29 protein-coding genes are annotated in these 24,971 nt (G+C 65.8%); 14 read left to right on the forward strand and 15 right to left on the reverse strand.

Going from position 1 to position 24,971, the window contains the following annotated elements; translation table 11 throughout:
• The first annotated feature begins 113 nt into the window (after positions 1-113).
• Positions 114-644, forward strand: a complete 531-nt coding sequence (locus P0D62_RS08425; protein WP_275702193.1) for an endonuclease/exonuclease/phosphatase family protein — start codon at positions 114-116, stop codon at positions 642-644.
• 5 nt (positions 645-649) lie between these two features.
• On the opposite strand, the gene P0D62_RS08430 is transcribed toward P0D62_RS08425, so the two are convergent.
• The 3 genes from P0D62_RS08430 to P0D62_RS08440 form a co-directional block, all read right to left on the reverse strand.
• Positions 650-1,915, reverse strand: coding sequence for an RNA polymerase sigma factor (locus tag P0D62_RS08430; protein ID WP_275702194.1), 1,266 nt, complete (start codon positions 1,913-1,915; stop codon positions 650-652).
• 8 nt (positions 1,916-1,923) lie between these two features.
• The gene (locus P0D62_RS08435) at positions 1,924-2,274 is read right to left on the reverse strand and encodes a YciI family protein (RefSeq protein WP_275702195.1); all 351 of its coding nucleotides are present in this window, start codon (positions 2,272-2,274) and stop codon (positions 1,924-1,926) included.
• Positions 2,275-2,458: 184 nt separating this feature from the next.
• Positions 2,459-3,856, reverse strand: a complete 1,398-nt coding sequence (locus tag P0D62_RS08440) for an alpha-L-fucosidase (protein ID WP_275702196.1) — start codon at positions 3,854-3,856, stop codon at positions 2,459-2,461.
• 134 nt (positions 3,857-3,990) lie between these two features.
• Between P0D62_RS08440 and P0D62_RS08445 the strand changes: the two genes are divergently transcribed.
• Complete coding sequence (locus P0D62_RS08445) at positions 3,991-6,663, forward strand: DEAD/DEAH box helicase (RefSeq protein WP_275702197.1); 2,673 nt, start codon at positions 3,991-3,993, stop codon at positions 6,661-6,663.
• Here the strand turns inward: P0D62_RS08445 and P0D62_RS08450 are convergent, their stop codons facing one another.
• Positions 6,664-7,341 carry a methyltransferase domain-containing protein gene (locus P0D62_RS08450; RefSeq protein WP_275702198.1) on the reverse strand — a complete coding sequence of 226 codons (678 nt, stop codon included), beginning with the start codon at positions 7,339-7,341 and terminating at the stop codon, positions 6,664-6,666.
• Between the two features lie 147 nt (positions 7,342-7,488).
• Between P0D62_RS08450 and P0D62_RS08455 the strand changes: the two genes are divergently transcribed.
• The 5 genes from P0D62_RS08455 to P0D62_RS08475 are packed head-to-tail and all read left to right on the forward strand — an operon-like array spanning position 7,489 to position 11,566.
• Positions 7,489-8,619 carry a sensor histidine kinase gene (locus tag P0D62_RS08455; RefSeq protein ID WP_275702199.1) on the forward strand — a complete coding sequence of 377 codons (1,131 nt, stop codon included), beginning with the start codon at positions 7,489-7,491 and terminating at the stop codon, positions 8,617-8,619.
• Positions 8,616-9,290 (forward strand): response regulator, encoded by a 675-nt coding sequence (locus P0D62_RS08460; protein WP_275702200.1) that lies wholly within the window; start codon positions 8,616-8,618, stop codon positions 9,288-9,290. The genes P0D62_RS08455 and P0D62_RS08460 overlap by 4 nt, the downstream gene beginning before the upstream one ends.
• Before the next feature lie 31 nt (positions 9,291-9,321).
• A complete protein-coding gene (locus P0D62_RS08465; protein ID WP_275702201.1) occupies positions 9,322-10,062 on the forward strand; it encodes an ABC transporter ATP-binding protein in 741 nt (246 codons plus the stop codon).
• Entirely contained in the window at positions 10,059-10,814 is a 756-nt protein-coding gene (locus P0D62_RS08470; protein WP_275702202.1) for a hypothetical protein, read from the forward strand. Before P0D62_RS08465 ends, P0D62_RS08470 begins: the two co-directional genes overlap by 4 nt.
• Before the next feature lie 11 nt (positions 10,815-10,825).
• Positions 10,826-11,566: an ABC transporter permease gene (locus tag P0D62_RS08475; RefSeq protein ID WP_275702203.1), complete on the forward strand. Its 741-nt coding sequence runs from the start codon at positions 10,826-10,828 to the stop codon at positions 11,564-11,566.
• A 199-nt stretch (positions 11,567-11,765) separates the two neighbouring features.
• On the opposite strand, the gene P0D62_RS08480 is transcribed toward P0D62_RS08475, so the two are convergent.
• The 3 genes from P0D62_RS08480 to P0D62_RS08490 all read right to left on the reverse strand — a co-directional run bounded on the left by P0D62_RS08480 (position 11,766) and on the right by P0D62_RS08490 (position 14,199).
• On the reverse strand, positions 11,766-12,326 hold the full coding sequence (locus tag P0D62_RS08480) for an NADPH-dependent FMN reductase (protein WP_275702204.1): 561 nt from the start codon (positions 12,324-12,326) through the stop codon (positions 11,766-11,768).
• Positions 12,323-13,540 carry an NAD(P)-binding domain-containing protein gene (locus tag P0D62_RS08485; protein WP_275702205.1) on the reverse strand — a complete coding sequence of 406 codons (1,218 nt, stop codon included), beginning with the start codon at positions 13,538-13,540 and terminating at the stop codon, positions 12,323-12,325. Before P0D62_RS08485 ends, P0D62_RS08480 begins: the two co-directional genes overlap by 4 nt.
• 158 nt (positions 13,541-13,698) lie before the next feature.
• Positions 13,699-14,199: a MarR family winged helix-turn-helix transcriptional regulator gene (locus P0D62_RS08490; RefSeq protein WP_275702206.1), complete on the reverse strand. Its 501-nt coding sequence runs from the start codon at positions 14,197-14,199 to the stop codon at positions 13,699-13,701.
• A gap of 181 nt (positions 14,200-14,380) precedes the next feature.
• Here P0D62_RS08490 and P0D62_RS08495 point away from each other — a divergent pair, with 181 nt between their 5' ends.
• From P0D62_RS08495 to P0D62_RS08510, 4 genes are read left to right on the forward strand one after another with little or no spacing between them, the layout of a single operon-like run.
• Positions 14,381-14,716, forward strand: a complete 336-nt coding sequence (locus P0D62_RS08495; protein ID WP_275702207.1) for an ArsR/SmtB family transcription factor — start codon at positions 14,381-14,383, stop codon at positions 14,714-14,716.
• The gene (locus tag P0D62_RS08500) at positions 14,709-15,143 is read left to right on the forward strand and encodes an SRPBCC family protein (protein ID WP_275702208.1); all 435 of its coding nucleotides are present in this window, start codon (positions 14,709-14,711) and stop codon (positions 15,141-15,143) included. Before P0D62_RS08495 ends, P0D62_RS08500 begins: the two co-directional genes overlap by 8 nt.
• Before the next feature lie 42 nt (positions 15,144-15,185).
• Positions 15,186-15,542: a nuclear transport factor 2 family protein gene (locus P0D62_RS08505; protein ID WP_275702209.1), complete on the forward strand. Its 357-nt coding sequence runs from the start codon at positions 15,186-15,188 to the stop codon at positions 15,540-15,542.
• A 12-nt stretch (positions 15,543-15,554) separates the two neighbouring features.
• Positions 15,555-15,902 (forward strand): TfoX/Sxy family protein, encoded by a 348-nt coding sequence (locus tag P0D62_RS08510; protein ID WP_275702210.1) that lies wholly within the window; start codon positions 15,555-15,557, stop codon positions 15,900-15,902.
• Positions 15,903-16,077: 175 nt separating this feature from the next.
• On the opposite strand, the gene P0D62_RS08515 is transcribed toward P0D62_RS08510, so the two are convergent.
• On the reverse strand, positions 16,078-16,728 hold the full coding sequence (locus P0D62_RS08515) for a hypothetical protein (protein ID WP_275702211.1): 651 nt from the start codon (positions 16,726-16,728) through the stop codon (positions 16,078-16,080).
• 46 nt (positions 16,729-16,774) lie between these two features.
• Entirely contained in the window at positions 16,775-17,638 is an 864-nt protein-coding gene (locus P0D62_RS08520; protein WP_275702212.1) for a dienelactone hydrolase family protein, read from the reverse strand.
• Positions 17,639-17,866: 228 nt separating this feature from the next.
• On the opposite strand from P0D62_RS08520, the gene P0D62_RS08525 reads away from it, so the two are divergent.
• Positions 17,867-18,430 carry a DUF7010 family protein gene (locus tag P0D62_RS08525; RefSeq protein WP_275702213.1) on the forward strand — a complete coding sequence of 188 codons (564 nt, stop codon included), beginning with the start codon at positions 17,867-17,869 and terminating at the stop codon, positions 18,428-18,430.
• A 97-nt stretch (positions 18,431-18,527) separates the two neighbouring features.
• Here P0D62_RS08525 and P0D62_RS08530 read toward each other — a convergent pair whose 3' ends face one another.
• Entirely contained in the window at positions 18,528-18,830 is a 303-nt protein-coding gene (locus tag P0D62_RS08530; RefSeq protein WP_275702214.1) for an antibiotic biosynthesis monooxygenase family protein, read from the reverse strand.
• 406 nt (positions 18,831-19,236) lie between these two features.
• Here P0D62_RS08530 and sigJ point away from each other — a divergent pair, with 406 nt between their 5' ends.
• On the forward strand, positions 19,237-20,169 hold the full coding sequence (sigJ, locus tag P0D62_RS08535; protein WP_275702215.1) for an RNA polymerase sigma factor SigJ: 933 nt from the start codon (positions 19,237-19,239) through the stop codon (positions 20,167-20,169).
• 577 nt (positions 20,170-20,746) lie between these two features.
• Entirely contained in the window at positions 20,747-21,163 is a 417-nt protein-coding gene (locus tag P0D62_RS08540) for a M15 family metallopeptidase (RefSeq protein ID WP_275702216.1), read from the forward strand.
• A gap of 55 nt (positions 21,164-21,218) precedes the next feature.
• On the opposite strand, the gene P0D62_RS08545 is transcribed toward P0D62_RS08540, so the two are convergent.
• From P0D62_RS08545 to P0D62_RS08565, 5 genes are all read right to left on the reverse strand, one after another.
• The gene (locus tag P0D62_RS08545) at positions 21,219-22,295 is read right to left on the reverse strand and encodes a sensor histidine kinase (protein WP_275702217.1); all 1,077 of its coding nucleotides are present in this window, start codon (positions 22,293-22,295) and stop codon (positions 21,219-21,221) included.
• The gene (locus P0D62_RS08550) at positions 22,288-22,983 is read right to left on the reverse strand and encodes a response regulator transcription factor (protein WP_275702218.1); all 696 of its coding nucleotides are present in this window, start codon (positions 22,981-22,983) and stop codon (positions 22,288-22,290) included. Before P0D62_RS08550 ends, P0D62_RS08545 begins: the two co-directional genes overlap by 8 nt.
• 262 nt (positions 22,984-23,245) lie before the next feature.
• Complete coding sequence (locus P0D62_RS08555; RefSeq protein WP_275702219.1) at positions 23,246-23,824, reverse strand: VanZ family protein; 579 nt, start codon at positions 23,822-23,824, stop codon at positions 23,246-23,248.
• Between the two features lie 76 nt (positions 23,825-23,900).
• Entirely contained in the window at positions 23,901-24,275 is a 375-nt protein-coding gene (locus P0D62_RS08560; RefSeq protein WP_275702220.1) for a VOC family protein, read from the reverse strand.
• Positions 24,275-24,970, reverse strand: coding sequence for a dihydrofolate reductase family protein (locus P0D62_RS08565; RefSeq protein WP_275702221.1), 696 nt, complete (start codon positions 24,968-24,970; stop codon positions 24,275-24,277). Before P0D62_RS08565 ends, P0D62_RS08560 begins: the two co-directional genes overlap by 1 nt.
• Position 24,971 lies beyond the last annotated feature (1 nt).

The following is a 24,971-nucleotide window of genomic DNA, read 5'->3' on the forward strand; positions in this document are numbered from 1 at the left end:
CGAAGCGAGACTGGATTTGAACACCCACATCCTCACCAGAGGGACCGCGTCCCTTGCGTTCGCCACGCCGCGAACCACATAAACTGCCTAGTCAGACGGCCCTACGCACGACTTTGACGGCACCCTGGGCGATCTTCGAGCACAGGGCGACCGGAAAGCGGTTCTTCTTCGTGAACGTGCATCTCGATCCAGGCAAGGATGCGAGGACCGTCAACATGCGCAAGAAGCAGATGAGCCAGATCCTCAAGGTGATCGAGGCGAAGAATCCTCAGGATCTGCCGACCTATGTGGTCGGTGACTTCAACTCGCACAAGTGGACCGAGGGCGGAAACCGACCATACGACGCGATGCGCAAGGCCGGCTTCGTCGATCCGCTGGGCAATGTGTACAAGTCGACGCAGACCACGAGTGGCGCGACCGCCATGAAGCGGATCAACACCCACTTCTCCAGTCACAACGCGTGGAGCCGTTCGGCTCCGGTGAAGCCGTGGGTCAATGGCATCTACATCGACTACATCTGGACCAGCAAGGGCGTCAACGTCTCTGAGTGGGAAACGGTGGTGAATGTGGACAAGGCGGGCAAGTTCGTCGGAACCATCCCGTCCGATCACAACATGCTGCGCGCGACGACCGTCATTCGGTAGGCGGGTCAGGACACACGGTGCGCCGTGCCATGCGATCCGGGAAGACGGTCGATGGCACGGCGCAGGTAGTTGCGGCCGGGGATGTCGGTGCACAGGTCGAGCGCGCGGATGAGCGACTCCCGCGCTGCTGTGGTCTGCCCGTCGTCCTGAAGAAGGGCTCCCTTGGCCGCGTGGAATGCTTGGAATGAATCGATCGATGGAAATCGCTTCGGCAGTGCGTCGAGTTCCGCCAAACCTGTCGCGACATCTACTGCGTGAGCGATCGCGACCGAACGGGCCACATGCGCACCCATGCTCGGCGTCTGGGCGATCAGCGCGTTGTAAAGCTGGGCGATCACCGGCCACGGTGGGTAGGTTCCTTCGACGCGGGTGGAGTGTGCGGCCTGGATCGCGGCTTGCAGCTCATAAGGACCAGGATCGCCATGCCGGGGATAGCCCAGGCACCCATGTAGGATCTGGTTTCCGCGCGCGATCAGTCGATGGTCCCACCCGAGCGGATTCTGTTGCTCGAGCGGCACGAGACAGCCATCCAGGATCCGCGTCGACGCGCGTGAGTGCAGGAAGAGCAAGAGGGAGGCGAGGCCTCGGACCTCGTGGTTGTCCGGGCATTCGCGCAGGAGGAGTTGGCTGGCGTGAACGGCGTCCTCGACGACGAGTTCGGTCGCTCCGGGAGGCGAGATCCGCATCCAGCTCACGGCGTAGGCCGCGTAGACGGCATCCAGTACGGCTTGGACGCGATCGTGCTCGACTCGCTCGGGTATCTCGAACGAGGCACGGTTCGCCCGGAGTTTCTGCTTCGCCCGCACCAGTCGCTTGGACAGCGTCGCGACGGGAAGCGCGAACGCGGTGGCGATATCGATGGTGCTGACGCCCATCGCGACCTGCAGGATCAGCGGCGCGTGAACGCTTCGGTCGAGAGCGGGATGGGCGCAGGCGAACAGCAGAGCGAGGGTGTCGTCTTTGCCGGGCCTCAGGTCGGCCACGAGCGAGTCGTTGATCTCATCGGTGAGCGTGCGGGATGTCCGGCTTGCCGCCGAACGCGCGACATCCCGGATGCGATTGCGAGCGACGGTGATGATCCATGCATGTGGATTGCGGGGCGGCGTCGACGGCCAGGTCTTCAGAGCGGCCTCGATCGCGTCACTGAACCCGTCCTCGGCGCGTTGCAGATCGCCGCACCATCGAGCCAGAGCGCCGATGAGCCGAGCGCGATCTTCGGTGACGATCCTGGTGAGGAGGTCATCGGATCCGCCCGGTTCATCGGCGTTCATGGAAAGGCTCAGCCGCCCATCGCGGAGGCGCGAACCTCGACCGTGCCGTAGTGCGCCACGGGGCATTTCTTCGCCCATTCGAGGGCCACGTCGAGCGAGGGCGCCTCGATGATGAAGTAGCCGCCGAGCTGCTCCTTCGTCTCGGCGAACGGACCGTCGTGGACGACGGCCTCCCCGTTGCGCATGGTGACGGTGGTGGCCGTCATCGTGGGCTGGAGCCAGTCAGTGGCGACGAAGACCCCGGCTTCCTGGAGTGCTCCGATGTAGGCGCCGAACACGGCGAGTTCCTGCTGCATGTCGGCTTCGGACCGCTGCCCGTAGGCGGCTTCGTCGCTGTAGAGGAAGAATGTGTACTTCATGGGATGTCCCCTGTCCTTGTGGTGTCGAACCACGCCCTCATCGTATGGGGGAGTGGTTGGTAGCTCGCGGGTGTTGTGCGAGCCATCTACAAGGAGGACGAACGAGTTTGGGCTTCGAGGACAGGCAGAGCTTCACGCGATTTGTCTGGGGCCAGGTTGGTTTCGCGGCGCCGTGAGGCGGATGTCAGTCGTGGTTGTCGGCGCGTGTCGTCGAGCCGTGCGGGCTGACGTGGAGCGCCACGTGCGACAGGCGGGGCTCACCGTAAGCCAGATCGATCCGGACACGGAGCCGGGCAATCCGGGTGGGCGGGAGGGGAATCAGCCGGCGGTTGCCGATCGTGGTGCCGGCGTGCAGCGGACGCCAGCCGGTTCCGTCGTCGACCTCGACCCGGTGAGCGGCGATGCGCTGACCCTCGGCGATATCCTCGGCGAGGTCGAGCAAGTCGGCTTCGACGGGTGCCTCCGGGGTGATGATGAGGGCATCGCCGTCGCGATGGGTCGTGGCGGTTGCCAGCAGGTCGGTGCCGAGCGTTCGTTCACGCAGCGCGGCGAAGCCGTGCAAGGCTGCGGCGTCGGCGTCCGTGATGACGCCGTCGGGGTTCGGTGGCACGTTGAGCAGCAGCTTGCTGCCCCGCCCCACCGTGGCCGCATAGAGGCTCCACAGGTTGTAGGGGTCGCGGACTTGGGCGTCCTCCTCGGCATGCCAGAACCAGCCGGGACGGATCGACACGTCGCACTCCGGCGGCCGCCACACATCGCCGTCGGGGGAGCCGGTCGATAGGGAGTCGACGGTCCAGGGGTCGCTGCGGCCGGGTTCGGGCACCCGCGCCGAGTCGATGGCGCACCATGAGGTGAGCGAGCCCACCCCGCTCTCGTTGCCGACCCAGCGCAGGTCGGGCCCGGAGTCGGAGAACATCACGGCGTCGGGCTGCAGCCTTCGCACGGTGGCGTGGATCCGTGGCCAGTCATAGCGCTGGCGTCCGGCGTCGGTCTCGCCGACGGCGCCGTCGAACCAGACCTGGGCGACGTCGCCGTACCCGGTGAGCAGCTCGGTGAGCTGGGCGATGTAGAGGTCGTTGTAGGCATCGCCCGAGCCGTAGCTGGGCGCGTTGCGATCCCATGGTGAGCAGTAGAGACCGAGCCGGATTCCCTCCGCGCGGCAGGCGTCGGCGACTTCAGCCACCACGTCGCTGGAGCCATCGCGCCATGGACTCGCCGCGACGCTGTGCGCCGTCGTGGCGGTGGGCCAGAGGCAGAATCCGTCGTGGTGTTTGGCGGTGAGGACGAGAGTGCCGAATCCGGTTTCACGGGCGAGCCGCGCCCACGCCCGGGCATCGAGCTGATGAGGGGCGAACAATGCGGGATCCTCGGTGCCGTCGCCCCACTCGCGGCCGGTCATCGTATTGAGGCCCAGGTGGACGAACATCGCCAGTTCCTCTCGGTGCCAGCGGAGCTGGGCAGCGGAAGGGATGGCCAGCGGGCGTCCAAGATCGACCAGTGCGGCGGCTGCCGGGGCGTGTTCGGTCAACAACTGCGTATGCTCGTCCGGCCCTGTCTGGACCGGATGACCCTCTGATGTCACGCAGGCGACTTTATCCGACGCGAGGCGCCGGTTCACATCGCTGTCGTTCGTTCCGGAGCGGCCCGAGCAGACCGCAGTTGTCAGACCCTTCCTCTAGGCTCCTCCGGAACAGTGACACGATCGGAGGAGCGCTCATGGATCGACGCGCACGTGAGCAGCTACGGGCGGAGGCCATGCAAGTCGAGCGCTGGGTCGCGCAGGCCGAGCGGGTCAAGAGTCGCCGGTCTCAGATACAGAAGGCGGCCGCGGCGGCGTCGGCTGCGCTGCTGCACAGCCGAGTCGATGTCCTCGACGACGGCGGGAACGGATGGCGGGTGCTCCCGCTTCGCCCGGCTGCGGGGAAGCTGCTCAGCGACGTTGCTGCGGCGTCCGCGCTTGCGGCGCTGACCGCGTCCGAACGCGAGGCGGTGGGCGTGCTGACTGGGGAGGTGTCCGGGGCCCTGCGCGACATCCGGGTGCTCTTCGGGCTGCGTCGGTTCTTCAACGGTGCGCGTGAACGCGACGCGGGGCTCGCCGCCGCGCACCTTATCGCCGACTACCGCGCCCAGGCTGAGACCCATGCTGTGCCAGGGCTCCTCGAGCGCCTTCTCGTGGAGGCCGGCCGCACGAGGCCCGAGATCCCCGTCGACCATGCACTGCGGGAGGAAACCGGGCTGATCGACGAGCTGGGCTACGGGTGCGGCCGCATCGAGCTCCTTTCGGGAGCCATCGTGCGCGGACTCCCCGCTGCGTGTGAGGCCATCGCTCGGGGACGGCGTCGTGTCGAGCGGCTGCGCGCGGAGGCCCTTGCTGCCGGAGAGGACATTCGTCGTATCGAGGTGGACAGGCTTCTCTCCGAGATGCCCGTCGAGCGGCTCCGGGACACCACGAGGGACCGCCTGCGGACAGGCGCGCTCACCGACGCAGACGTCACCACCGTCGGGCAGGTGCTCGGATTGGGCGCCCGGCTGGAGCAGATCCCGGGGATCGGCGCCAAGACGGCTCATCGGCTTCTCGGAGCGGCGCAGACCCTGCGGCAGGCGACACACGACGACCTCCCGCTCCGACTCGATCCGAGGCATCGCACGCCGGAAGGCACGGCGCTCCTCGCTCGCCTGGCGGCTTGGGACGCGGCGAGGCGCCCGATGGGCCTTGCCTCGGAGACTGGCCTGTTCGAGATGTTCGCTCCGCTGGCCCGCAGCGTCGACGGTGACGTGGTGCGGGTCGTCGTCCAGTCGCATGGACGGCCGGTGGAAGAGTTCGGCGCGGCCGTCAGCCGCCTGCTGAACTGGGCGGGTCACGTCGCCGAGATTGCATCCGCCGGACACGGCGTCGATCCGTGGGAGGACTTCCAGTCCCGACCCTCCGACTACTATGCGATGCTCTCCGAACTCGGCTTCCTGACCGAGAACGAGCGAAGAGCGCACGGCGATCTGCCCGAGGACATCCTCGAGGCGATTCGCGCCTTGCCCCTGGATACGACGCAGCTTCGCGTCTCGCTGCGCGGCTACCAGAGCTTCGCGGCCAAGTTCGCTCTGGTGCAGCGCAAGGTGCTGATCGGCGACGAGATGGGGCTGGGAAAGACAGTCGAGGCGCTCGCGCTCCTGGCGCATCTGAAGGCGACCGGCCACGACCATGGCCTGGTTGTCTGCCCCGCGGCCGTGGTCACGAACTGGATCCGCGAGATCGAGTCCAAATCCGCGCTCTCGGCCCATCGGCTCCATGGCCCGGCTCGCTCCTCGGCGGCGATCGCCTGGGTGCAAGACGGGGGAGTTGCCGTCACCACCTTCGAGACCCTCGGCTCGGTGACCCCCGTCGTTGACCGCCTGCCCGTCCTGCCGTGCGTGATCGTCGACGAGGCGCACTACATCAAGAATCCCGCGGCTCAACGCTCCCGGAGGGCATCGGCTCTGGTCCGGCGCGCCGAGCGGGCGATGCTGATGACCGGTGCCCCGTTGGAGAACCGGGTCGACGAGTTCGGCACGCTCATCGGCTACCTCCGTCCCGACCTCGTCGTCGACGACGGCGCGCCCTCACCGCGGCACTTCCGCCGCCAGGTGGCGCCCGCGTACTTGCGGCGCAACCAGGAAGACGTTCTCACCGAGCTCCCTGAACTCATCGAGACCGACGAGTGGGTGCCGCTCTCCTCCGACGACGAGCAGGTTTATGCTCGGGCTGTCGAAGCCGGCAACTTCATGGCGATGCGCCAAGCCGCCATGCTCTCAGGGCCCCGGTCGGAGAAGATCCGCCGGATCGTCGAGATCGTCGCCGAAGCGGAGGCCAACGGGCGGCGGGTGATCGTGTTCTCTCACTTCTTGAAGGTGCTAGACACCCTGGCGGAGTGTCTGCCTGGCCAAGTGTTCGGGCCGCTCACCGGATCGGTGCCCGCCGGTGCTCGGCAGGTCATGGTCGACCGTTTCCAAGACGCAGATCACGGCGCGGTCTTGGTATCGCAGATCCAGGCAGGCGGCGTCGGCCTGAACATCCAACGCGCTTCCGTGGCGGTCATCTGCGAGCCGCAGCTCAAGCCGACGACTGAGTGGCAGGCGATCGCGCGCGCCCACCGCATGGGCCAGCTGGACTCGGTGCAGGTACACCGGCTGCTGTCTGAGGAGGGAGTGGACCAGCGGATCACGGACATCCTCGCCCGGAAGCGCCGTACGTTCGCCCACTTCGCCCGCGAGAGCGACACCGCGGAAAGCGCGCCCGAGGCCCTCGATGTGTCAGAGGTCCGGATCGCGCGCGAGGTGGTCGCCCTCGAACGAGAGCGGCTCTTCCCCACGGCGCCCGTGTTGGAGGACGAGGACGTGGTGGTCGAAGATCACTGACTATGAACCTTTCGCGACGAGCATCTGCGTGGCGTGCTTTTGGAACCGGAACGCGACGTCGGCGAGGTGAGTCCGGACGCCGTCGCGTTCCAGTTGGTGCCTTACTGATTCCACAAGGTCATCAGCGGGGCTGCCGGTGATGGTCACGAGCGGGAAGAAGCGCGCCTCAGCGGCCACGCGGGTCAGTTCGCGGATGTAGGTGACATGCTGCTCGACGGTGATCTGCGGATAGGTGAACAACAGGTGCGAGCACAGGGCCAGATCGAAGGAGTCGTCCGCGAACGGCAGGTCAGGAAGCTGCGCCGCGACGTAGCGTTCCGAGTGGCGTGTGTGGTCGGCGACGAATGCCGCTGCTGCGTCGCGCCTGATCTGCGCGTGTCGCTCGGCCGTGCCGTACCAACTCCAGTCGTACTGATCGCCATGGGACACCGCGAAGCCCGATGCTCGCGCTGCCTGCTCTGCCGCCAGGGCATGCAACTCTGCGGCCGGAAGCTCGTAGACCGGGTCAGCGGCGGTGACGTCCCCACCCTGTGCGGTTACCTCCGCGGTGAAGCTCGCGGCTCCGCCGGGGCAGTCGAGAATACGCCGCGCCAGGTCGTCGTCGGTCAAAGCGAACAATGCCCGGTACTCCTCGAGGTTTCGCGCGCTGACGATGAAGTTGTCGGTATCGGCGGGCATGGGTCTCTCCTCTAAGTCGGGTCGAGCGGACGCTGGCTCTGTTGTCGGATAGAGCCCGCAGTATGCCCGATGATGCGGGTGAAGGCTCGATTGACTGCGGCCTCGGATAGGACGAGCCGCTGACGTGGGGTTCGTACCATGGGGGTCATGATCGCGGAGAGAACCGGTGCCGAGGGGCGCCCGTTGCCAGGGCCATCTGCTTGGCGTCTCAGCGCCGTTCTTCGCGATCTGTTCTTCGGGGCCGCGGTCTCGATCGGATTATGGCTGACGGTGCTTCCGGCGACGCCTGCTGCCCGAGGGTGGCAGTTGGTGCTGGTTGTCACCTGCCTCGTGGCGGTGCTGGTCCGGGCCTGGCTCCCCGTCGCATCCGCGGTGATCGCGACGGCGGCAACTGTCGTGGGGTGGGCACTCGGCGTTACTGCGGACCCGTGTGTGCTGGCGGGCTTGTGCGTGTTCGCCGTCGCGGAGAGGCATGGCCTCCGTGTCCTTCCCCGGTGGTTGATCGTCGCCACCGTGCTCGTGGGGCTCGCGATGCTGGTTCTTGGTGGCGATCAGGCGCAGGCGGGACTGCGTTCGGTGATCCTGTCGGGAATAGTGCTCGGTGCGGCATGGGCGCTGGGCACGCGAACCCGACAGGCCCGGCAGGAGAGTGCGGCTCGTGCGCGTTCGGACGAGCGCCTACGCCTCTCTCGCGAGGTACACGACGTGTTGTCGCATTCGCTCGGAACCATCGGCGTGCAAGCGGGAATCGCCGCGCATGTCTCGTCGCTCGACGAAGCGCAGCTCCGCGCGACGCTTCGCGAGGTGGAGACGGATGCACGATCCTCGCTCGATGAGCTTCGCGAGCTGCTGCGGCGAGAGCGGGAAGACGTCGAACACACGCCGGGAGCGTCGCTGTCCGAGGTCATTCGCGGCGTGACGCGGAGCCTGCAGCGGGCGGGCATCGAAGCGATGGTCGAGGTGGATGCTGCTGCCGATGCGCTGCCGGTGGTGCACAAGGAGACGATCCGGCGGATCGTGCAGGAAGCGGTCACCAACACGATCCGGCACTCCGGCGCACGTTCGTGCCGTGTCATGGTGAAGCGGCTCGACGGTCGGGTCGAGGTGACGGTGAGCGATGACGGGCACGGAATCAGCGGTTCTCCGCACGAAGGGCATGGCCTCAGGGGGCTGCGCGAGCGGGCGGCGCTGCTCGACGGGCGACTGGATGTGCGGGACAGCGAAGCCGGCTTCACCGTCGTCGTCTCGCTTCCGGTGAACGGTCGGGGAGTGCGATGACGGTCATCCGAGTGCTCATCGCCGACGACGATCCCCGCCTGCGGTCGTCCGTGCGGCTCCTGATCGACAACGAGCCGGGCATGATCGTGGTGGACACCGCAGCCGACGGCGCCCAGGCGTTGGCTGCCGCGCGCGAGCACGAACCCGACGTGGTGCTGATGGACGTTCGGATGCCGGTGATGAATGGCATCGACGCCACGCGCGCGATCCTCGCGGAGGGCTCCTCGTCGCGCGTGATCGTGCTGACGATGTTCGATCTTGACCGTTACGTCTACCAGGCGCTCCAAGCCGGTGCCTCCGGTTTCATGCTGAAGAACGCCACGCCGGCGTCGCTGGTGCACGCGGTGCGCGTCGCTTACGAGGGCAACGCGCTGCTCGCGCCCGAGGTCACCCGGCGCCTGATCAGTCAGCTCGCACCGATGCCGCGCACCGACGATCCCCGCATCGCGCAGCTGACCGCGCGGGAGCAGGAGACCCTCGCCTTGATCGGGCGAGGGTTGTCGAACGACGAGATCGCCGCGGAGTTGTTCGTGACGCCGACCACCGTCCGCACCTATGTCAGCCGCATCCTGACGAAGACCGGCGCACGCGATCGTGCCCAGTTGGTCGTGATCGCCTATGAGTGCGCGCTCGTCGCCCGCACGTCCGGATTGTCAACACCAGCAGACTGACGCGCGGCGCCCGGTGCGATGGGCTTGGTGCATGATCGAAATACGCCACCTCGTCAAGACACACGGGAGTCGTCGCGTCGTCGACGATGTCTCCTTCGACGCCGCTCCCGGCCGCATCACCGCTTTCCTCGGCCCGAACGGTGCCGGGAAGAGTTCGACCATGCGGATTCTGCTCGGGCTCGACCGGGCAACCTCTGGAACCGCTCACATCGACGGTCGTGCGTATCGAGACATCGACCGTCCGCTGTGGACGGTCGGTTCGATGCTCGATGGTCCCGGTGCAGCCAAGGGCCGCACCGCGCGGGCGCATCTCACCTGGGTGGCGCAGTCGAACGGCATCCCGACCACACGGGTCGGGGAGGTGCTTGAGATGACCGGGCTCGCCGATGCCGCCCGCTCGCGCATCCGAGGATTCTCGTTGGGAATGGGGCAGCGCCTCGGGATCGCCGCCGCGCTGCTGGGTGACCCGCGCGTTCTGGTGCTGGATGAGCCCACGAACGGGCTGGATCCCGACGGGATCCGATGGACGCGTCGTGTTCTCCGCCGGCTTGCCGATGAGGGCCGGACCGTTCTGGTCTCCAGCCACCTCATGAACGAGATGGAAGGCATCGCCGACGACGTCGTCGTCATTGCGCGCGGCCAGATCCTTGCCACCGGCACCGCACGAGCGATCCAGGGCGACCATGCCTCGCTCGAGGACGCCTTCTTCGCGCTGACTGACGGGCAGGGGGAGTACCGCTCAGGCGGTGTGAACGGAGGCGGGCCGGCATGAGCCTGGTTCACGTCGTCAGGTCGGAGTCGACCAAGCTGTTCACCGCCCCATCCACCTGGACCATCGCTGCCGTCACCATCCTCGGCACCTGGCCGCAGGCATGGGCCAGCGCTACGGCCTACAGGCTGCCGCCTGACGATCCCCGGCTCTTCGGAGAGCCGACTCCGCTCGCCTATCACGGCTTCGAGATGGCGGGCTTCGGCTATACCTTCATCGTCGTGCTCGGTGCACTCTGGGCGGCCAGTGAATACGGTGGCAGCAGTCAGATCCGCACCACGCTCACCGCGACGCCACGTCGCGTTGGTGTCCTCGTCGTGAAGATGCTTCTGCTCGCCACGGCGACGGCGGTGATCGCCCTGCTGTCGATGGCCGGAGCGATCATGATCACCCACGCCGTCGCCGACGACGGGGTCGATCCGCTGCTGCTCACTCCTGAGATCTGGGCGTTGATCGGGGGACTCATACTCGCCTGGGTATGCACGGCGCTCATCGCGTTTGCGCTCGGCACGCTTGCGCGCTCCGCCGTGCTGCCGATCATCGTGCTGATGCCCCTTGTCATCGGCCTCGGGTCGTTCCTCGCCGGCATCTGGAATGTCGCCGGATATTTCCCGGTCACCGCCGGCGAGGCGCTCTATACCGCCCCTGGTTTCGACGGAGTGCTCGATCCCACGACAGGCGGCCTCGTCCACGCGGCCTGGGCGCTCGTGCTCGTCACGGGTGCGGTCATCGCGTTCACTCGGCGAGACGCATGAGGAGAGGCCACGTGGATCTTCTTCGTGCCGAACTGACCAAGGCAGCGACTCACCCCGCTATTGTGATCACCACTCTGGCCGCGCTGATCGTGCCGCCGAGCCTGGCGCTGGTGACCGGCCTCAACTACCGGCCCACGGACAGCCGGTGGGATGGCTTTCCGATTGAATCGCACGGCTTTGAGGTGGCGGGCTTCGGTCAGCCGCTGGTCATCCTGCTCGCCGCGCTCATCGTCGGCACCGAGTTCATGGACGACCAGATCCGCACGACGCTGACGGCCGTTCCACGACGGGGTTGGGTAATCGCGGCGAAGTTGACGGTGATCGCTACGTTTTCTGCCCTCATCGGGCTCCTCTCGACGACGGCTGCCGTGCTGCTGAAACATGCGGCGCTCGGCGAGTACGGTTTGCCCATCTCGGGATTCACCACGGGAATGGCGTGGAACCTGGGAGGCGTCGTGCTCAACTACACCTTCATCAGCCTGATCGCTGCAGGACTCACCGTCCTCACGCGGAGCTTCATCGTGACGCTGATCGTGCTCGTTCCGATGGTGCTCGGTCTCACCATCGGTCTCGTGCAAGCCCTTCCCGTGCTCAGGTATCTGCCCGACCTCGCGGGAATCCAGCTGCTTACGTCCTACCCCGGTGTGGGGTTACTCGACCCACTGCCGGGCGCCCTCGTGATGGGAACGTGGACAGCCGTCGTCGTCCTGATTGCTTCTGCCTCGTTTACCCGACGCGATGCCAACGGATGAGGCCGACGCCTGAGGGCCAAGAAGCGGCGTAGCGTCGGTGTCCTTGACGCTACTCATGTGGGAAGTGATGCTCGAATGGCGCGGGCCTGCCGGCGCCGGTCGCGATACTCGATCTGCAAGCCGGCAACGTCGGCCGGCTCCCGCTGGAGGCGACACAACGACGTTCTGGGGTCGTCGTGTCGCCTCCCGCTGTGGAGGATCAGCCGCGCAGGGGCTTGAGTGCCGCAGCCCACCGTTCGAGCTGGTCGAACATCGTTTGGGCTGCCTGAGCCTGGTGGCTACCGGGCGTGAATGTGGTGAAGTTCTCGAACTCGGTGATCAGCGAGAAGGTGAGCGTGGCTCGTACGTGAGCGAGCTGCAGCTCGGAGGCGATGCCGCGGAGGTGTTCGATGGCCCGCCCGCCACCGATGCCGCCGTAGCCGACGAAGGCCGCTGCCTTGTCGTTCCACTCCTTGTAGAGGTAGTCGATGGCGTTCTTCAGTACACCGCTGGTGGAGTGGTTGTACTCGGGGGTGACGAAGACGTAGCCGTCGTAGGAAGCGATGGTCTCGGCCCACTTCTTGGTGTGTTCATTTTGGTACATACCGGCCGACGGCGGGATGGCCTCGTCCAACAGCGGTAGCGGATGATCGAGGAGGTCGACCAGCTCGTACGTGGTGCTGCGGCCTGCGGCTTGGTCGATGACCCAGTCGGCGACGGCTTTGCCATTGCGGCCGGGCCGCGTGCTGCCGAGGATGATGGCGATCTTGAGTTCACTCATGGGGTGGTCCTTGTCTTTTCTGGTTGCGGTGATGGTTGCTGCCGCGGTTGGCGGCTTATGACGACGGCACGAGCCGTCGCCGGCTTGGGGGGAATCGCGCCTGTCGGCGCGACGGGTTGGTGCGTGTGGAATCGAGTGGCGAGCGCCCGGGCGGCGTCGCGTCCGGCGCGGTTGGCGCCGACGGTGGATTGTGATGCCCCGTACCCGATGAGGTGGACGCGTGGGTCGCTGGTGATCTGGGTGCCAGTCACGGCGATGCCGCCCTGCTCGTTGTGCAGTCCGAGTGGGTTGAGGTGGGCGAGGTCGGGCCGGAAGCCGGTCGCCCAGAGGATCGCGTTCACTCGGGTGAGGGTGCCGTCGGCTTCGCGCACGCCGGTCGGTTCGATGCGGGTGAACATGGGGCGACGAGTGAGCGCGCCGCGTTCCCGGGCGGCGACGGCGTACGGCGCCCAGGCGAGGTCGGTGTAGGAGACGACGCTGCGAGCGGGCTTGCCGGCTTCGGCGTCGGCGGTCACTTTGGCGATGATCTCTCGGCCTTCGATCTCGGGCCGGAAGTCCCCGTTGCGGAACACCGGCTCCCGGCGCGTATACCAGTAGGTGCGCGCGACGCGGGAGATCTCGTCGAGCAGCTGGATCGCTGAGATGCCGCCACCGACGATCGCGACGCTGAGTCCAGCGAAGTCGTCGGCCGAGATGTAGTCGCGCGTGTGCAGCTGCGTCCCGATGAAACTCTCCTGGCCCGGATAGTGAGGCAGGAGAGGGTTGTTCCAGGTGCCGGTTGCATTGACCACGGCGTTCGCACGCCATCGACCACGGTCGGTATCGACGAACAGCTCTCCGTCCGAATCGTCGTCTGCCCGTGAGACGGCGGAGACCGCCACGGGACGCAGGATCGGTAGGTTCGCCCGGCGTTCGAAGGCGGCGAAGTACGCGGGTACCGCGTCTCGGCTGGATTCGTCCGGGTCGATCGGTGGCTTCGGATAGTCGGGAAGATCGAAGATGCCGTTGACCGTGGACATGCGCAGGGACTCCCACCGATGCTGCCACGCCCCTCCAGGTGAGGAGTTGGCGTCGAGTATGAAGAAGGAGCGGGTTGCGTCCGGCTCAACCAACGCGCTGGCGAAGCCGCGGCGGGCCAGGTGGTATCCGGCGGACAGGCCGGCCTGGCCTGCCCCGATGACGACGACCGTCGCGTAGCCCACGTCCTCAGTCATCGGACGCCGGTGGCGGGGTCGGGCGCGATGTCGCCGACAGTGAAAATGCCGAATTGCATGATGAAGGGTTCCTTTGACGCGAGGTGATGCGACGCAGCGTCGCGCGGGTGCCTGGTTGCGGTGGTGCGCGCGTTCCCTGCGATGAGAGAAGTGGGGGATCAGTGGTCTCTAGGCGAGGGGTCGGGCGCTGCCTCAAGGTGCGCCCGGAGTGCGATCATGGCCTCCCCGATGGCCGCCAGTTGCTGGGGCGTGAGGGGCTCGACGAATAGCTGGCGCACGTCGCGCAGATGCGGAACGGAGCTACATCGGAACTGCTGCAGGCCGTCGTCCGTGACTGCGACGAGACATCCGCGACTGTCCTCGGGACAACGTTCGCGGCGGATCAGCGAACGCTTCTCCATGCGTCCCAGGTGATGGGAGAGACGGCTGCGATCCCACCCGATGTGCTCAGCCAGATCGGAGGAGCGCATCGCGCGATCCTTGGCCTCGCTCAAGGCCAGGAGCACCGCATAATCCCCTGAGGAGATGCTGGATCGGCTCTGCATTCGAGCGCCCATCACCCGACGCAGTACCTCGGAGGTCTCGATGTAGTCGCGCCAGATGCGCAGCTCGTCCCTTGACGGAAGCGGCCGTCTCGACGACGACGTGTCCTGCGACATGCTGCTCACCTGCCCAACTGATTGATGTATCAACTATACGAGTGAATGATTGACGTGTCAACTAATAGGTGCCGAGGGTGCCTGTGCGGGCAGGCGCGCCCGGCAGCTCCATGCACTCATTGACATGAGTACAAACAACTGCTTGTATTAGGGCAAGGGTTGCTAGCTAGGGAGACTTCGTATGGGCGCTGAAGCCGTGGTTGATCTGGATCTGGCGTTGCGTGCGCTCGCCGACGGGAATCGACGCGCGATCTTGAAGGTGATTCGTGGCAACCCGCAACCTGTGGGGGCGATTGCCGAAGAGGTCGGACTCTCTCAGCAGACGACGTCGCATCATCTCGGGGTGCTGCGCAAGGCGGGGCTCGCCGTCGGTACCCGTGAGGGAACACGGCACCTGTTTGCGGTTGATACCGACGGGCTCGCGGCCGTGCGCTCGTACCTGGACGATTTCTGGCCGAGAAAGCTGGCTGATCTGAAGACGGCGATCGAGTCGCGGGAAGCCGGCGATCATGGCTGAGTTTCGCGACACCATCGACATTGCTGCCGCACCGGAAACAGTGTTCGAATACCTGACGACCAATGACGGAATGACTGCCTGGATGGGCCAGTACGCCGACCTCGATCCCCGGCCTGGTGGCAGGTTCGCCGTGAACATCGCCGGGCACCCGGTGCGAGGCGAGTTTCTGCACGTCGATCCGCCGAACAGGGTCGTGGTGTCGTGGGGATTCCTCGGGAGCGAGGATCTTCCCGTCGGTGCATCGACGGTCGAGTTCCGCCTCACCCGCATCGGAAGCGGCACCCGCGTTGACCTTCGCCACTCTGATCTGCCCGACGCCGAGGTGCGCGGGCATGCGGATGGCTGGGCCAACTTCCTCCCGCGTCTGGCCACCGTCGGCGCCGGCCGCGACGCGGGGCCCGACGACTGGCACCCACTCCCGGACTGAACACCAAACGCCGCGCCTGCGGCATGAAGACAGGAGAACCCCATGACCAACACCGCGTACGACACCGTGCAGAAGTACCACCAGGCGTGGACGAGCGGCGATGTCGATGCCGCAATGGAATACGTCTCGGACCAGATCAGCTGTCGTGCCCCGGGCGTCGACCTCGATGGTAAGGACGCGTACCGGGGATTCATCGGTGGCTTCGCCCCGATGCTCACCGGAATCGAAGACATCGCCGAGTTCGCTGACGGAGACCGGGTGGCACTCTTCTACTATCCGCAGACGGCCTCAACCGCCACGACGCCGGCAGCCGAGTACTTCACCGTTATTGCAGGCAAGATTACCGAGAGCGTCTTGATCTTCGACCGCCTCTCTTACGGCCCGCCCGAACAGGGCTAAGGGGCGAGCGATATGACGCCTGAGCAGGCCACGCTGATCGAACGCATTCGCGCTCGGATCGTCGACGAGCCCGTCGTGCGTGAAGTGTCGATGTTCGGCGCCAGGTCCGTGATGGTCAACGAGAAGATGATTGTCAGCGCCCTCAAGAACGGCGCTCTCCTCGTGCGAGTCGACAGCGACCAGCACAATGAGCTGCTCGCCAAGCCGGGGGCGATGCAAGCGGAGATGGGCCCGGGGCGCGACATGGGGCCGGGGTGGATCGAGGTCGCAGCCGATGAGATCCAAGACGACGAGCAGCTGGCTGCGTGGGTCGACATCGCCATGGACTACAACCGCAAGGTCACCGGCGGTCGGCAATAGGCGAGTTCCGTTCTCCAGACCGACGGGATCACGGGTAACGCGGCTGCGTGCGTCGGCATAGCGACGGACGCAGCCGCATTACAGGGGAATCGGTCGTGGAACCGACGTGCGCAGCCGCGCTAATGAGGAATCGGCGGTCGAATCGACGTACGCAGCCGCACTGATCGGTGGTTCCTCAGCTGCTCGGCTTGTAGTTCTCGTTCATCAGGGACTCGGGGTCGAACTCGGTTGGCAAGTCGGTTCCGTGTTGGAACGGGATCTCGATCGCCGGCTCGCCCTCGACCGGTTCCTCGTGCTGGAGCAGAGTGTTGCCGTCGTCCGACGCGGTCGCATCAAGCGCTGCGCCTTGCCAGTGGACCACGTTGTCGGATCCAGACACGACGACCAGGCCCACGCCTCGCGCAACGACGATGTTCGAGTCCCCGGCCACCGTCAACTCGCCGACGTTCTCCGTCACGACGTAAGCGTTGTCTCCGTGCACCGTGACGATGGGGCAGCCAGCAGTCACCTGGACATCTCCAACGTCGCCCCCGATGACGACCTCGCCGGTCTCACAGTCGAGCTTTTCGTCGATGAAAGTGAGTAGTCGGTTGCGGAACGTCGAGTAGGAACCCGATCGATCGACCTCAGGTTCGACGAGCCCCGTGGTGGGGGCGTCAGTGGTCGCCCCTGTTTCAGGCGCGGAGGCCTCCACCGAGGGGCTGACCTGCTGAGTGGGGCTGACTTGTTCGGTGGGCGCGGCGGCGGGCTCTGAGCAGCCGGCGAGGCCAAGGCAGACGAGCGCGACAGCGGCCGGCGCGATCTTGCGGGGTCGGAGAGGTCGCAAGTGGAACTGCCTTTCACTAGGGGAGCGGGCGTTCGCTCCAGCGTACTCAGTGGTCCGTCTCAGTTTCAGCTGAGCCGTTGATCACTTCGGGTGGGGCCACGGGAGGGGTCCGTCGATCGTCCCGTGTGCCGGATGAGTCCGGTGCGGACGTTGCCGTCGGTTGCGACGGAGACAAGTGCCGGGCGAAGAAGCGGACGACGTCTTCGCCCGCGAACTCCGGGACGCCCGTGTGTCCTCCCATGTTGGCGTACAGCGTCTTCTCCTTCGACCCGAATGCGTCGAACAGGTCGAGGGCCATCTGCCGGTCGTTGTTCTCGTCGTCCCATTGCAGGAGCACATGCAGCGGGATCGTGACATCACGCGCCTGCTCCATGATGGCCTGCGGCACATAGGTGCCTGCGAAAAGGCTAGCCGCGACGACGCGGGAATCCTCTGCGGCCATGCGGGTGCCGACGGCGATCACCCCGCCCGAGATTCCAACCCGATCGCCGATCTCGGGCAGCGTGAGCACCTCGTCGAGGGTGGCCTGCCACTCCGGAACGGCCTGATCGACGAGGGGGAGGACCAGTCGGTCGATGACGTCGCCGCTCGGGGCCCTACCCGCAGAGATGGCGCGAACGAGATCGGCTCGTGCCTGCTCCGCGTCAGGCAGGCGTGGACGGTCGCCGGCGCCGGGCAACTCGACGCAGACGGCGGCGAACCCGTGCCGGGCAACGCCTTGTGCCCGCGCGGCCAGACGGGGATACATACGCTGCATCCCGATCCCGCCGGGTTGTCCCATCAGGATGACGGGTACCGGTGCAGGCGAGGATGCGGAGGGCGGCGTCCAGAGGATGCCGGGGATGTCGCTGAGGGTGAAAGCACGTTCGAGGATGTCGCCGTCGAGACGTTGTTCAGAAGTGAAGTGCATGGTCGTGCCTTTCGAGAGTGCTGCTGATCAGCGGCGCTCCCGGACGACCTATCGTCCGACCGAAACTCCCACGAGGAGCACCCATGTCGAATCGTTCACGGGTATCACCTCCTTTGCGTCATGCACGGTCTTCGGTGAAGATACCTTCCCTGTGTCATGGCCCGCAACCCCCGCAGACCACTACCATTGCGCAGGTACTTGACCATTCCTTGAGAAGGAGCCTTCCGGATGGACCCGACGCTCCCCGAACTGCGCGCTGACTTCGACGCGCAGGCAGGTAGATCCCTCGCGCTCCCGCTTGCAGGAATGATCGTTTGGGCAATCATCGGTGTCGCCGCGCTTTTCATGGAGCCGAGGATCGCGACTTTCGCGCTCATCGTCGGCACGGGAGCCATCTTCCCGATCGGCATTCTGCTTGCGAAGATGCTCGGAGAGCGACTCCTCAACAATACGAATCCCCTCGCGAAGCTCATGGCGATGTGCGTGCTCATGGTGAACCTGCTCTGGGCGGTGCACATCACGCTTCTTTTCGTGGCCCCACAACTGATCTCACTGACTCTCGGCATCGGCCTGGGCCTCCACTGGATCGTCTTCTCGTGGATCATCGGGAACCCCGCAGGCACCGTGCATGCGATCGCACGGACCGTGCTCGTCACCGCGGCATGGTGGCTCGTACCCGACCATCGCGTCAGCGCCGTCGCGGTGGCCGTCGTGCTGTCGTACGCGTACTCGCTCGTCGCGCTTCGAACGCGCCAGTTGAATCTTCCGGACAAGCAACTGGTCGCTGACTGAGAACGTCTTGGCATAGCGATAGCCGACGATGATCCTCTCGTGGCCGTCGCGTTCGTCTACTTCCGCTTTCCATCGCACGGTCCACCGTGACCGCCTGTCAGGCGGTGAACTCGCCGACGACGGTGTAGAGGCCGGGCGCTGCCTTCGCAATCGCGGCGGTGCGCTTGGCGTATTCGGCGGCTGCTGGATCGCTCTGGGTCGCCTTCACGTCGTCGGGGGTCTCCCAGCGCGCGACGTTGATGACGCGGCGCTTGTCGAGGCTGGCGAGCAGGGTGACCGAGATGAAGCCTGGTCGCTTGGACATGACCTTTTCGGTGCCCTCCACTAGCAGGTCGATGACCTCCTGCTGCTGGGACGGGTCGACGTCGACGATGTTGACGAACGTGATGGGGTTGGACATAGGTTCCTCCTTCAGACGTGTTCTGCGTTCTGAGTGCGGTCGACTCTCGGCGTGATTCGCACCGGTGGGCCGTGAACAGACGGGGTGCCTGCTCTGCGGGTAGACGAGACAGCGCCTTGGACTGTCAGGCCAGCGGTTGCGAACAGAGGATCTCCTCACGCTCTGACGGGTTACCTCGTTCTTCTTCTTGGGGCCGGTTGCGCCGGTCAACGGAGAGACGAAGGTCATGTCGCCACGTCGTTCAGCGGACGCAGCCCATGGTCGCCGGTGAGCACACCGAGGGGCCAGTAGCGCGTCTCACACTTCACGGGGTCATCTCGTCTCCTTGTCAAGGAAACATGATGCGATAGGAGCCAGAGGGATGCGTGCGCAACTCCCAGGGAGCCTGCGACTGAAGACGGGAGGGATGATGCCTGACGATATGACGTGGCGACACGCCGAGCCACCGCACCTGGTGGATGCGATCCGAGAGCGAAGCGTCCTCCTGGGACTCAGCTACCGTCTACTCGGCTCCCTCGCCGACGCGGAAGATGCCGTGCAGGAGACCTACATCCGCTGGTACCGGCTCTCCGAGCAGGAACGCCGGGATATAGCCCATCCCCGCGCGTGGCTCATCAAGACCGCCAGCCGCATCGGCCTCGACATGCTGACCACGGCGCGCGCCCGTCGAGAGAGCTACGTCGGCGAGTGGCTCCCCGAGCCGATCCCCGCCCCGCACAGGTGGAGCAGCCAGGATCCGACCACCGCCTTCGACCCCGCAGACCGAGTCACCCTTGACGACCAGGTGTCGATGGCGTTGCTCATCGTCCTGGAATCCATGACGCCCGCTGAGCGCGTGGCCTTCGTCCTCCACGACGTGTTCCGTTACACCTTCCCCGAGATCGCCGAGATCGTTGGCCGCTCGCCCGCCGCGTGCCGCCAGCTCGCATCGTCCGCACGACGCCGCGTCCGCGAAGAACAGCGAACCCCTGTACCCCGCGCCGAACACGCAGCCGCTGTGCAATCATTCAAGATTGCCTGGCAGACCGGTGACCTCGCCGCACTTCTCGACACGCTCGACCCAGGCGCCACCGCGATCACCGACGGCGGCGGGCTCGTCTCCGCTTCCCTCGAACCGCTATACGGCCCCGAAGCCATCGCACGATTCCTCATGGGTGTCCTCGACCGGCAGCCCGACCTCACCGTTCATGAAGAACTCGTCAACGGCGAACCTGGACTCGTCGCCACCGACAGTCACGACCACACCCTCGCCGTCATCACATTGGCGACCACCCGCTCCGGCAAGATCAAACACGTCTGGGCAGTCCGCAACCCCGAAAAGCTCGAAGTCTGGCGATAGCGGGTGCATCACCACCTGCAAGACCCAACCGGTGAGGCCCGATAGAGTCGGCGGGCTCGACCAACCTCGTGCTGGCGCCGTTGTTCTGGGGACGAAAGGTGACGATCAAGCTTGCTGACCCGTTCATCCCCCTCGACGTGGACTCGGCCACTGGCCTGATCGAACAGTCCTCGCGTGACGGGAACCAGGCTGCGGTTGCCGTCTCCGCCACGACATATCGTCCATCTACGAAAAGCCGCATACGGGCTGGCAACACGAGACTGTCTTGACTGGCAGCATGAGTCGAACAGCAGTTGCACGAGCACGAACCCGTCGAGCCCTCGGGCCCACCATCGCTGGCGCGATCGTACTGACAGCGTCGATCACTGGAGTGTTCGTGTACCAGTCGGGTTCGTCACCGGAACCGTCGTCAGACTCCACCGCATCGTCGCAAGCCCCTTCGGCAAGTCCGCCGTCACCCGAGTCCTCGCACAGCGTGGAATCGTCATCGCCGCCACCCGTCGGTGAAGGCCTTCCCGGAGCCCTTAGCGATACCGGCATCTCGGAAGCAGACGGAGTTTTGCCGGACGGCGCCACGGTGTTCGACGATCAATACCCCGGCATCGCCCACCTTGACGGTGAGCTGCTCCACGCTATGCGCGACGCGGCGACGCACGCGGAAGACGATGGCATCTATGTCACCGTCAACAGCGGCTGGCGCTCCGGCGACTACCAGGAGCTGCTCCTGCGTCGCGCCGTCGCACAGTACGGTTCGGAGGCGGAAGCCGCACGATGGGTGGCTACTGCGGAGACCTCTGCTCATGTGTCCGGTGAAGCAATCGACGTCGGCCCTTCCGAAGCCGTGGTCTGGCTGTCCGAGCACGGCGCAGAGTATGGCCTCTGTCAGATCTACGCCAACGAACCGTGGCACTACGAGCTACGTCCCGAAGCCGCCGATAGTGGGTGTCCGCGCATGTTTGCCGACCCGACGCACGATCCGAGGATGCAAGGGTGAGTGTGAGTGGATGCGACGGACCGTGTGGTCCCTCAGCGGACTCGCTGCAACTGCCTCACAGCGGGAGGTGGACGGTGACGCGGAGCCCGCCGCCCGTCCGTGGCGTCAGAGTGAGGGTTCCGTCGTGCGCTGTGACGATGCTGCTGACGATCGCCAACCCCAGCCCGACGCCGGCCTGGTCGCTGCGAATGCGGTCGGTTCCGCGCCGGAACGGTTCGGTCAGCGTGGACACCAGCTGTGTGCTCAGCTGCTCACCGGTGTTCTCGACCGTAAGCTCGGCGAACCCGGCCCCAGCGGTCGTGACGATCTGCACGGAGCCGCCCGTGGGAAGGTTGTGAACGATGGCATTGTGCATGAGGTTCGTAACCATCTGCAGAAGCAAGGCGGACGATCCGGACGCGAACGCGACAGGTCCGGTGATCTCGAGAACCACGTGGTTCTTCTCCGCGAGGGGAAGCATGGTCTCGGCCGCTTGCTCGGCAAGGAGGGACAGGTCGACGTGCTCGGGTACGAAGGAACGCTGGTCCGCCCGGCTCAGCAGCAGCAGCGCTTCGGTGAGTGCGATCGCACGGGCATTGACGGAGCGGAGACGTTCTTCGCGACCGTCCGGGCTCGGATCCTTGCTCGCGACATCAAGGATCGTCTGCATCACTGCGAGTGGAGTGCGCAGCTCGTGAGACGCGTTGGCGGCGAACCGCTGCTGCTCGACAAGCTGCGCCTCCAGCTTCGCGAGCATCGTGTCGAAAGCGTCGGCGAGCTCACGGAACTCGTCACCCCGGCCCTCCAGCGCAACGCGGTGGGTGAGCGACCCGTTCGCGGCCTGTCGCGCGGCGCTCGTGATGCGCGTCAACGGCGCGAGCATGCGGCCGGCGAGTATCCAACCACCGGCAAGTCCGACGAGCAGCAGGCCCAGGAGTACCAGCATCGCCGCGGGGGTGAAGATGCGAGGACCGAAGTTGCCCGGGTCGAAGACGAGCAGGAAATCGTCGAACGTCGGAAGGTAGAAGACGGACATCTCCCGGATCTGGAAGTACCACGTCACTCCCAGCAGCAGGATCCCGGCGAAGACGAGGAAGCCCGCGTAGCTGAGCGTGAGCTTGATACGAGCACTCAGGCCCCGCCGTCTACGCATGCGTGTCTCCCACAGTCTCGGCCTTTGGAACCGTGTCGATGCGGTAGCCAACGCCGGCCACGGTGGCGATCACCCAAGGCTCACCGAGACGCTTGCGAAGGGCCGAGACGGTGATTCGTACCGCATTCGTGAAGGGATCCGCGTTCTCATCCCACGCCTTTTCAAGCAGTTCCTCGGCACTGATCACACCGCCCTCAGCGGCCACCAGCACTTCCAGCACAGCGAACTGCTTGCGGGTGAGCGCCACATACCGTCCGTCGCGGTAGACCTCGCGGCGGAACGGATCCAACCGAAGCCCTGCGATTTCCCGAACCGGCGGCCTGCTGCGGGACCGACGCCGATCGAGGGCGCGGAGCCGCAGTACGAGCTCGCGCAACTCGAACGGCTTGGTGAGGTAATCGTCGGCTCCGAGCTCGAATCCGGATGCCTTATCGTCGAGGCGATCCGCGGCGGTCAGCATCAGGATCGGCATGCCGCTGCCGGAGGCGACGATGCTCGCGGCCACGTCGTCACCGGACGGGCCGGGGATGTCACGATCGAGCACAGCGATGTCGTAGTCGTTGATGCTCAGCAGCTCGAGAGCGGTGTCGCCGTCACCGGCGATGTCGGCAGCGATCGCTTCCAATCGCAGCCCGTCGCGGATGGCCTCGGCCATGAACGGCTCGTCCTCGACGATCAACACACGCATACCTCTCATGCTACGAAGCCGCGCATATCGTGAGCGTACGAGTTTCTTGGGTGCGGAGGCATTCGCCTCAACCTCATCGTCGCCCCCTGTGCTTGGCGGCGGCGGAGACCGCCTGTTCGACGACGAGAACCCGCTTACGAGCTGGGAGCTCACCCATTGCGACACCAGCGAACCCGGCGTGCTCGCGCTGACCTACGACCGAAAGAGCTGAACCGCCAAAGAAGGCGCCACGGTCACGAGTGAACCGAGCAGAGCATCGCTACTACGGCGTGAGCGGCACGTCCTTCAGCACGTAGCGCACGGGTGATGCGAAGAACACCAGGCACGCAAGCACAGCAAGCACGGTCCCGACAAGCAAGATGCGCGCCGTTCTCGAGACTCTCAGCCTGCCCGCACGCCGCATCACCGCAATCCCCAAGACTCCGATGACACCTCCGGCGGTGTTGGCGATGACGTCGGTGACATCGGTGCTCCCGATCATGAGTGTGTACTGGCCGGCCTCCAGAAGCAGGCTCGCTGCCGCGATCGTTCCCGCGTGCTTCCAGAGCGTCCACGACGGGCGAAGCAGACCCAGGTACGTGCCGAGAGGCAGGAAGAGCAGGATGTTTATCCCGACCTCAAGGGGATCGCTGGCACCATACGAACCACTGGCCGCGAATGGCACCAGTTTGATGCGACGGAGGTTGCCCGAGCCGACGAAGGGAATTTCGAGCTTCCACAGGATGATCCAGGTGAGGAGGACGAGGTAAACGACGAACAGCCCGACGAGCAGTGCGTGTGTCCTCTGGAGAGGCAGCTCAGATGCGACAGTCTCTCCCCGCGCCAAGGTGAAATCACTCATTCCATCAGTCAACCCGGCGCGATGTTGCGTGAGCGTATCGTTTTCGCCTACCGATCTGCGTCCGGCGTCCGTTCGCTCATGAGATTTCCTTCTTCGTCGAGTCGTCCTGCGGTGGCGCGGCGGCCAGGGAGACGCTGTTCCCGTCGGGGTCGATGATGGTGACGTGCTGCACGCCGTTGCCGTAGGTCTCGATGGGCTGGTGAGCCATGCCCGCCGAACGCCAACGCGACAGGTAGGCGTCGAGACTGGGTACTCCCAGAGTCATGAGTCCGCCTCCGGCCCGCTTTTCGTCGGGGGCGACGAAAAGCCAGGTCGCCGCAGCAACCTGCCACATGGCCTCCTCGCCGACGACCTCGTCGGGGGAGCGGCCGAAGAAAATCGAGTACCAGTCGATCGCTACGGAGAGATCACGTACAGGAAGCCCCGCGAACACCTGCGTCTCGGTATTCATCAGAGCGTGTCCCCATCTGGCCGCCACGGAGACGCGGCGGGAGCCTGAGTGGCCGTTCGCGTGAAGGTCATGTGCACTGTGCCGCTCTCGGCCACCTCGGTCGTCACCTCGTAGGCAGCCTCGAGACCGCGCAGCCCATCCCAGAGGCGCACCCCGCCGCCGAGAAGGATTGGGGCGATCGCGACGTGGAGTTCGTCGATGAGCCCTGCCCGCAGGAAGTCGCGGACCACGGTGGGGCCGCCGCCGATCCGCACGTCCTGACCGTTCGCGGCTTCGATCGCGAGCGTGAGCGCCTCCTCCGGAGTTGCCGAGAGGAAGCGGAACGTGGTGCCGCCCTCCATGACCAGCTCCGGCCGCTGCTCATGGGTGAGCACGAACACCGGCGTATGGAACGGCGGATTCTCGCCCCACCAGCCACGCCACTGCGGATCGTTCGGGTACAGGTGCAGCCCAAACTTTCCGGCGCCCATGATCTCGGCGCCGATCCCCTCGAAGTAGGCGGCGGCGTACTTGTCGTCGACACCCGTCGTGCCGGCGCCCGAGGTGTCGCCGAATACGCGCTCCTGCATGGTGCGGGTCGCCGCATACGCCTCGACCAGCCGGAACCAGTCCTTGCCGAAGGGATCCTCCGGTGTTCCGTCGGCGGTGCTGGCGAATCCGTCGAGTGAGATGTTGAGGTCGGCGCGTATTCTCACG

It is taken from the genome of Tessaracoccus caeni (assembly GCF_029211185.1).
Lineage (GTDB): Bacteria > Actinomycetota > Actinomycetes > Propionibacteriales > Propionibacteriaceae > Arachnia > Arachnia caeni.

Coding starts and splice junctions, on each gene's coding strand:
- P0D62_RS08430 (WP_275702194.1), bottom strand. CDS start 1,915: ATGAACGCCGATGAACCGGGCGGATCCGATGACCTCCTCACCAGGATC.
- P0D62_RS08435 (WP_275702195.1), bottom strand. CDS start 2,274: ATGAAGTACACATTCTTCCTCTACAGCGACGAAGCCGCCTACGGGCAG.
- P0D62_RS08445 (WP_275702197.1), top strand. CDS start 3,991: ATGGATCGACGCGCACGTGAGCAGCTACGGGCGGAGGCCATGCAAGTC.
- P0D62_RS08450 (WP_275702198.1), bottom strand. CDS start 7,341: ATGCCCGCCGATACCGACAACTTCATCGTCAGCGCGCGAAACCTCGAG.
- P0D62_RS08455 (WP_275702199.1), top strand. CDS start 7,489: ATGATCGCGGAGAGAACCGGTGCCGAGGGGCGCCCGTTGCCAGGGCCA.
- P0D62_RS08460 (WP_275702200.1), top strand. CDS start 8,616: ATGACGGTCATCCGAGTGCTCATCGCCGACGACGATCCCCGCCTGCGG.
- P0D62_RS08465 (WP_275702201.1), top strand. CDS start 9,322: ATGATCGAAATACGCCACCTCGTCAAGACACACGGGAGTCGTCGCGTC.
- P0D62_RS08470 (WP_275702202.1), top strand. CDS start 10,059: ATGAGCCTGGTTCACGTCGTCAGGTCGGAGTCGACCAAGCTGTTCACC.
- P0D62_RS08480 (WP_275702204.1), bottom strand. CDS start 12,326: ATGAGTGAACTCAAGATCGCCATCATCCTCGGCAGCACGCGGCCCGGC.
- P0D62_RS08485 (WP_275702205.1), bottom strand. CDS start 13,540: ATGACTGAGGACGTGGGCTACGCGACGGTCGTCGTCATCGGGGCAGGC.
- P0D62_RS08490 (WP_275702206.1), bottom strand. CDS start 14,199: ATGTCGCAGGACACGTCGTCGTCGAGACGGCCGCTTCCGTCAAGGGAC.
- P0D62_RS08495 (WP_275702207.1), top strand. CDS start 14,381: ATGGGCGCTGAAGCCGTGGTTGATCTGGATCTGGCGTTGCGTGCGCTC.
- P0D62_RS08500 (WP_275702208.1), top strand. CDS start 14,709: ATGGCTGAGTTTCGCGACACCATCGACATTGCTGCCGCACCGGAAACA.
- P0D62_RS08505 (WP_275702209.1), top strand. CDS start 15,186: ATGACCAACACCGCGTACGACACCGTGCAGAAGTACCACCAGGCGTGG.
- P0D62_RS08510 (WP_275702210.1), top strand. CDS start 15,555: ATGACGCCTGAGCAGGCCACGCTGATCGAACGCATTCGCGCTCGGATC.
- P0D62_RS08520 (WP_275702212.1), bottom strand. CDS start 17,638: ATGCACTTCACTTCTGAACAACGTCTCGACGGCGACATCCTCGAACGT.
- P0D62_RS08525 (WP_275702213.1), top strand. CDS start 17,867: ATGGACCCGACGCTCCCCGAACTGCGCGCTGACTTCGACGCGCAGGCA.
- P0D62_RS08530 (WP_275702214.1), bottom strand. CDS start 18,830: ATGTCCAACCCCATCACGTTCGTCAACATCGTCGACGTCGACCCGTCC.
- sigJ (WP_275702215.1), top strand. CDS start 19,237: ATGATGCCTGACGATATGACGTGGCGACACGCCGAGCCACCGCACCTG.
- P0D62_RS08545 (WP_275702217.1), bottom strand. CDS start 22,295: ATGCGTAGACGGCGGGGCCTGAGTGCTCGTATCAAGCTCACGCTCAGC.
- P0D62_RS08550 (WP_275702218.1), bottom strand. CDS start 22,983: ATGCGTGTGTTGATCGTCGAGGACGAGCCGTTCATGGCCGAGGCCATC.
- P0D62_RS08555 (WP_275702219.1), bottom strand. CDS start 23,824: ATGAGTGATTTCACCTTGGCGCGGGGAGAGACTGTCGCATCTGAGCTG.
- P0D62_RS08560 (WP_275702220.1), bottom strand. CDS start 24,275: ATGAATACCGAGACGCAGGTGTTCGCGGGGCTTCCTGTACGTGATCTC.